This is a genomic window from Leuconostoc sp. S50, assembly GCF_016624925.1.
Lineage (GTDB): Bacteria > Bacillota > Bacilli > Lactobacillales > Lactobacillaceae > Leuconostoc > Leuconostoc pseudomesenteroides.
The window spans coordinates 37,578-43,877 of record NZ_JACVUE010000017.1 but is presented as its reverse complement, the minus strand read 5'-3'; the positions used below and the strand labels follow the sequence as shown (position 1 = coordinate 43,877).

General features: G+C 40.6%; 6 protein-coding genes. 1 reads left to right on the top strand and 5 read right to left on the bottom strand.

From position 1 onward, the window contains the following. Nucleotides 1-53: 53 nt before the first annotated feature. The 4 genes from IAE53_RS10795 to IAE53_RS10780 all read right to left on the bottom strand — a co-directional run bounded on the left by IAE53_RS10795 (nucleotide 54) and on the right by IAE53_RS10780 (nucleotide 4,207). The gene (locus IAE53_RS10795) at nucleotides 54-1,127 is read right to left on the bottom strand and encodes a PTS transporter subunit IIC (RefSeq protein WP_148423445.1); all 1,074 of its coding nucleotides are present in this window, start codon (nucleotides 1,125-1,127) and stop codon (nucleotides 54-56) included. 35 nt (nucleotides 1,128-1,162) lie between these two features. Beyond that, nucleotides 1,163-2,152, bottom strand: coding sequence for a D-2-hydroxyacid dehydrogenase (locus tag IAE53_RS10790; protein ID WP_200136484.1), 990 nt, complete (start codon nucleotides 2,150-2,152; stop codon nucleotides 1,163-1,165). Beyond that, a complete protein-coding gene (locus IAE53_RS10785; RefSeq protein WP_200136485.1) occupies nucleotides 2,145-3,338 on the bottom strand; it encodes an aminotransferase class I/II-fold pyridoxal phosphate-dependent enzyme in 1,194 nt (397 codons plus the stop codon). Before IAE53_RS10785 ends, IAE53_RS10790 begins: the two co-directional genes overlap by 8 nt. Nucleotides 3,339-3,622: 284 nt before the next feature. Then, nucleotides 3,623-4,207 (bottom strand): guanylate kinase, encoded by a 585-nt coding sequence (locus IAE53_RS10780; protein WP_148423713.1) that lies wholly within the window; start codon nucleotides 4,205-4,207, stop codon nucleotides 3,623-3,625. Nucleotides 4,208-4,324: 117 nt separating this feature from the next. On the opposite strand from IAE53_RS10780, the gene IAE53_RS10775 reads away from it, so the two are divergent. Beyond that, a complete protein-coding gene (locus tag IAE53_RS10775) occupies nucleotides 4,325-5,725 on the top strand; it encodes an APC family permease (protein WP_148423442.1) in 1,401 nt (466 codons plus the stop codon). A 39-nt stretch (nucleotides 5,726-5,764) separates the two neighbouring features. Here IAE53_RS10775 and IAE53_RS10770 read toward each other — a convergent pair whose 3' ends face one another. Further along, nucleotides 5,765-6,292: a GNAT family N-acetyltransferase gene (locus tag IAE53_RS10770; protein WP_148423441.1), complete on the bottom strand. Its 528-nt coding sequence runs from the start codon at nucleotides 6,290-6,292 to the stop codon at nucleotides 5,765-5,767. Nucleotides 6,293-6,300 lie beyond the last annotated feature (8 nt).

Sequence of the window (6,300 nt, the reverse complement as noted above, 5' to 3'; positions counted from 1 at the left end):
CTCCTCTCTCTCGTTCGCTTCATCCACCCCGCCCTTTACCTTATCTTAATAGCTCACTTCAATGTTAACTTTAAATCTTCCGGTTGAATCATATTTATTTTAGTCATAAACAACCACTTCATCCCTAACGCAAGCAAAATTGGTAAAACAACAAACACAATGATCACATTCAACATGGCCATTCCCGTTTTTCCAGCTTCATTAAACGCCGTTAAAGGACCAATGAGGCCGGAAAATCCAAAACCAGCTGAAAAAGGCGTTCCTTTGATGTTTAGCAAAGTGGAAATAGCCCCCATTATAGCGGCCGCTATAGTTGTTGGCAAGAAGAGCTTTGGTTTTGTTAGCATATTAGCCATCTGAATCTTTGGCGAACCAACAAAGTGTGCCAAGGTTCCACCCAGCGGATTCACACTGGCACCCATTGCAGCCAAAGTGAAGCTTGCGACCGTGATACCAACGTTTGCGGCACCAGATCCCACTCCGGTCAAACTAATGGCCATTGCTACTCCAACCGATGATAATGGTGAAACCACTAAAAATGCAAACGCTGCCGCTAGTACAGCCCCCATCAGAATAGGTGTTAAATCAGTGGCTTGCGCAACCCATGACCCAATGACCATTTGCACGCGTCTGAGAGGATCTAAAGTAATTAAACCAATTCCGCCCGCAACAACAAGTACAAACAGCGGTTGGAGTAACATTTTCAAGTGTCCAAAAATTGTTTCAGTTAATTTAACCAATGCCGTGGCAAGTAGCGCTACTAAAATGATATTAAGCACAACGCCCGTTCCACCAATAATCATCCCCTTGGGCGTATTCGTTACAACGCCAGCTGAAACAAACATCGCTAAGCCAATGGAACCAGAATCAATAGTCGACAATTTAAAAATTTGCCCTACTGCAAATCCCGCAACAATTGGTAACGCACTTTGAATCAAGGTTGTCATGAAGCCAATTTGAGTCGCAATTTGATTACCAGAAAACAATAAGAGCAACTGGCTGACTAGCGCTCCAGGAATTAAAGTAATAACAATACCCAAACTAGTGCCATTTAAGACATTAATGATGAACTGTTTGATTGATAAGGGATTTGTTCGTTTTTGAATGTTTTGAGTGAGTGTTGTCATATTTTTTCCTTATGTATGCGCTAAAAAGCGCTTTTTTATATTTCATGTGGTGAAGTGGCGCCTGACAGAAGAGTTAAGACATCATCTAAGGCAAAATCTACCATGTTAGCAACAGCAATATTCGTGAAAAAGGCAATATGTGGTGTTAAGAGGACATTTGGCATCGCCAATAACTTTTTAATGCGCTCATCTGCTACCCCTGTTTTTCGTAAATCATGGTTAAAAACTGGTGACTCGTCGGTTACAGTGTCTAAAGCAACAGCATGCAACTTGCCATTATCTAATGCATCAATAAGATCATCAGTGTTAATCACTGGACCACGAGAGGCATTGACGAGTAAGCCACCATCTTTCATTTGAGAAAAATCAGAAGCAGATAGTAAATTAACAGATGTGTCATTCAAGTCAACGTGCAAACTAATCACGTCACTCTGAGATAAGAGATCTTCCTTAGAAACGTACGTCACAATATCTCGTAGTTCCTCACGCGGTTTAACGTCATAAGCTAAAACTTTTGTCCCCAGCGCATGAAGTAAGCCAGCTAATGTACCACCAATACGACCAGCACCAATGATACCAACTGTCACAGAATGAATTTCTCTCGACTGCAAGCCTGCCCAGCGGAAATCATTTTGTGCAATACGCGCATCAAACTCTGGTGTTCGTCGTAGTAAACGGAAAATTTGCATCAGGGCCATTTCTGCTACTGATCTTGGAGAATAGGCTGGCACATTAGTAACTTTTAATCCGGCGTTTTTGGCCAAGTCGACCTCAATCATGTCATATCCCGCTGTACGCGTCGCAATTTGGCCAACTTGTTGCGCTAGTTGATTGTAAAATGATTGATCGCCACCTATTGCAGCAGTTTGCTGAATCACCAAACCATCAATATCTGTTAAATCGGGCATTGTTTCTGGATGAAACTCATCTCGAGAAATCTCTATTTCAATGTGATGCAATTTGGCGTAGGCATCAATCGCCTCTTCTTCATCATTTCGAACACTAGTCATTAAAATTTTAGTCATTTTTATTTTCTTTCATATATAATGTCAAACGCGACATTGCTTCTTGAAGCGTTTCAATTGCTGCTGCGTAGCTCAAACGAACGTACCCTTCTCCGCCAGGTCCAAAGGAAGAGCCCGGAATCAAAGCTAAGCCATTCTTGTTAGCTAAGTCGCGCGCAAATTCAAAATCATCTTGCAAGTAGCCAGCTGGAATTTTAGCAAAAATGTAAAACGCGCCATCCGGTTTAGCAACTTGAAATCCTAATGATGTCATTTGTTCATAGACAAAGTCTCGACGCTGACGATAGGCTGCCTTCATATCCAAAGTATCTTGACGACCAGCTTCCGTACCTAGCGCTTCTGTCGCGGCTGCCATTGCCGGATTTGAGGCAGTTGTAATTGTAAATTGATGAATCATAGCAATTTTTTGCACTAGTTTTGCTGGTCCAGCCAAAATTCCAATACGATAACCTGTCATGGCATGTGATTTTGATACGCCATTTAGCACAATTGTTTGTTCTGGGAGATATTTTGCCATTGAAACATGATCATTATCATACGAAAGTTCTGAATAAATTTCATCAGAGATGACGATAATATTAGTTTCACGCAGCACGTCAGCCAATGCTTTAACCTGTTCGTCACTGTACGTGACGCCAGTGGGGTTAGATGGAAAGTTCAGAACCACAGCTTTAATAGCGTCACCATGTTCGGCAATCGCAGCTTTCAACAAATCCGGTGTAAGAATAAAATCAGTTGGTGCTGTATTAATATAAACAGGTTGCGCACCGTCAACTAAGCCTACGGCAATGTACAAAGGGAAAATAGGCGTTGGCAAAATAATTTTATCTTCAGGATTAAGTATCGTTGTTAGCGTTGCATAAATTGCTTCTGTGGCACCAACTGTCACAATAATTTCAGATTCAGCATCATAATTAACTTGATAGCGATCTTGTAAAAAGTTGGCAGCCGCTTGACGCAGTGCCAATGTACCATTCGAGGCAGCATAGTGCGAATCATCATTAATAATTGATTGAATTGCAGCTTGTTTGATATGCTCCGGAACATTGAAATCTGGTTCACCCAATGTCAACTTAATAATATTTGGAATGGCACTAACTTCTACATCAAAAGCACGTATCGCTGATGGTCCAACCAGCGAAAGATTTTTATTCAGCGATTGCAATAATTCCGGTTTAACTTCCATTTTCATTCTCCTTAATCAAAACAAATATAAAACGCACACTCGGACGACTATCCGAATGTGCGTTTGCTCATTAATAATGAACTCATCGCGGCATTCGGAACGTTGTCCGAATACCTACGCAAAATGCTTTAAGTATTAGGACGATTAGTCGAAATACTTAAAGTAATAATTTACTGAAATTGCGCGATGTGTACGTGTCATATAACCAATACCTTTTTAAATTATGAGATAATTATAATGCCAAAATTATTTTATGTCAAGCATATTCTAAAAAAAATCACAGTTTATATTTTTTTAGGTAGACTTCTACCATTCATAACGTCCGTTACAATCAAATCTAATCGTGCTTTTGTCTTCGCCCAATCATCATTTTCTAATTGGTAGGCAATTCCTCTCAACGCTTCAGGCAATGTCACATCGCGCATGAATTCCGGTGAAGCAATCCGCTGTTGCACGATTGACGGGTCATCCCCACGAATTTGGACCCGCTCAATTAACACATCTGGATGCGTTACTGTCACAAAAATAATGACAGCTTGTTCACCCAGTTCTCGTGCGTAAGTAATTGCACCTGCCGTATCCAAAACGATCGTCGCAAAATTACTTTGCGCCCACGCTAATGCCAAAGCCTCGTGCGAAGAGCCATATTTTGAACCCGCGTACATGACCCGTTCTAAATAATGATTTTTTTCGAAACTATCATTTGTTTCAAAATAGTAAGCACCGCCATTTTCTTCACGCTCACGTGGCTTTCTGGTCGTGTGTGTAATTACCCTTGGCATATGATAGGTTTCTTGTAAGTAGCGCGCAATGGTGGTTTTCCCAACGCCAGTCGCTCCCGTTATAACAAACACTTTATTATTTTTCATCATCTAAATTCCTTATCTTTCATTGTAACGTAAAACCTCAAACACCGTTAGACAAGAGCGTGTTAAATTGATAAAATAATAGTTATTGATTTATTAAAATTTTGTTGGAGAATTATTATGTCTATATTATCAAGAGCTTTTAAACGGGAGTCAGTCAATAATTATATTGCTGCTGATTCACACATGCAGCGTGTCTTAACCACCAAAGATTTGATCAGTCTAGGGGTTGGAACTGTTATTGGCACAGGTATTTTTATTTTGCCTGGTCACGAAGCGGCTGAGCATGCTGGACCGGCTGTGGCGATCGCTTTTTTGATTGCGGCAGTCTTTTCTGGTTTATCTGGTATGGCGTTTGCTGAATTTTCATCAGCGATGCCAGTGGCTGGTTCAGCCTATTCTTACGGCGGCGTGATTTATGGTGAAATTATTGGTTGGCTACTGGGCTGGTCCTTAATTGTCGAATATTTTCTCGCTGTTTCTGCTATTGCCACTGGCTTTTCTGCTTATTTAGGCAACTTACTGACAATATTTAATATCCATATGCCAAAGGCACTCATGGCAGGTCCAATGGAAGGTGGTGTGGTGAATTTATTTGCCATGCTGATTATTCTGATTGTGGCAGCAATTCTTTCTCGTGGTCTTAGCACCTCGAAAAAGATTGAAAACGGAGCAGTCGTTTTAAAAATTGTCATCCTTGCACTATTCATTATTGGTGGCTCGTTTTTCATTAAAACAACCAATTATGTCCCATTCTATCCAAAAGAATTTCACAGCGGTCTTGGTGGATTGAATGGTATTTGGGCAGCTACCGCTAGCATTATTTTTGCCTTTCTTGGTTTTGATACAATTGCTGCGCATGCTGCCGAAGTTAAAAATCCTCAAAAGACGATGGCAAGAGGTATTGTTGGTACAGTCATTGTTTCTGCCTTGCTTTATACACTTTTCTCAATCGTCTTAACTGGTATTGTTAACTACAAAAAATTAGGTGTTGATGATCCTGCTGCTTTTGCTTTACAAGTCGTTCATCAAACACAATTCTCTGTTGTCATCACGGTTGGTGCACTAATTGGTATGTTTACAGCCGTCTTAGCGCTTGTTTATGCCTCATCACGATTAGCGTATTCTTTCGGTAGAGATGGTTTGCTACCAAGCTCACTGGGGCGCATTTCAAAAGGATCTCATTTACCCGTCAATGCATTGATTGTGGCCGTTGCCATCGAAATGATTTTTGCAGGTTTGATTCCATTAAGTACTTTGGCTAGTTTAATCAACGCCGGAACCTTAGTTGCTTTCATGTTTATCAACTTTGGTATACTGATTTTACGGCGTCGTAAAGACTTAGCTCATGATGGTTTCAAAGTTCCCGGCTATCCTGTCATACCATTCATCGGCGGTTTGTTGAGTCTGTTTTTCATCTCACAGTTGTCAGCTGAAACGCTCAAAATGTTTGGTATCTGGCTTGTGATTGGTATTATTTGGTATTTTGCCTATGGTATCAAGCATTCCAAAATGTCTTAACATAAAAGGATTCATCTAACAGATAGATGAATCCTTTTATTATTGCATTGCAAGATACTGACTCTTAGTCAATATCCAAATTTGGTGTCCTTTTGAATCTACACCTTCAGTATGAAAACCAAGTCGCTGAGGAACCCGCCGACTTCGAACATTACCTTGATCATGTCCAATCCAAATAACGTTAATGGCTAATTCTGTAAATCCGATGTGAAGCAATGCTCTCACTGCTTCACTAACATAGCCATTGCCACGCCGTTGTGGTGTCAAAACATAACCAATTTCTGCATCGTTTTGATTAGAATGGTATCGAAAATCAATTGTACCAATCAACTCATCAGTTTCCAAATCAGCAATGGCATATTTCATGGTGCCGGGTTCATCGTGCCAAAAATAATCACGAATAGATTGTGCTATTTCGGTAATCGTTTGTTTTCTTACTCCAGATAACCAACGTACTGTATCTTCATCGCTCATATATATTAGCATTGCCGACGCATCCGATAGACGAACGCGACGAAGCCGCAAACGCTCAGTTTGAATTTCTGGGTAATCATTAACTTGTTTCATTTGTTGCC

Coding starts and splice junctions, on each gene's coding strand:
- IAE53_RS10785 (WP_200136485.1), bottom strand. CDS start 3,338: ATGGAAGTTAAACCGGAATTATTGCAATCGCTGAATAAAAATCTTTCG.
- IAE53_RS10790 (WP_200136484.1), bottom strand. CDS start 2,152: ATGACTAAAATTTTAATGACTAGTGTTCGAAATGATGAAGAAGAGGCG.
- IAE53_RS10795 (WP_148423445.1), bottom strand. CDS start 1,127: ATGACAACACTCACTCAAAACATTCAAAAACGAACAAATCCCTTATCA.
- IAE53_RS10780 (WP_148423713.1), bottom strand. CDS start 4,207: ATGAAAAATAATAAAGTGTTTGTTATAACGGGAGCGACTGGCGTTGGG.
- IAE53_RS10775 (WP_148423442.1), top strand. CDS start 4,325: ATGTCTATATTATCAAGAGCTTTTAAACGGGAGTCAGTCAATAATTAT.
- IAE53_RS10770 (WP_148423441.1), bottom strand. CDS start 6,292: ATGAAACAAGTTAATGATTACCCAGAAATTCAAACTGAGCGTTTGCGG.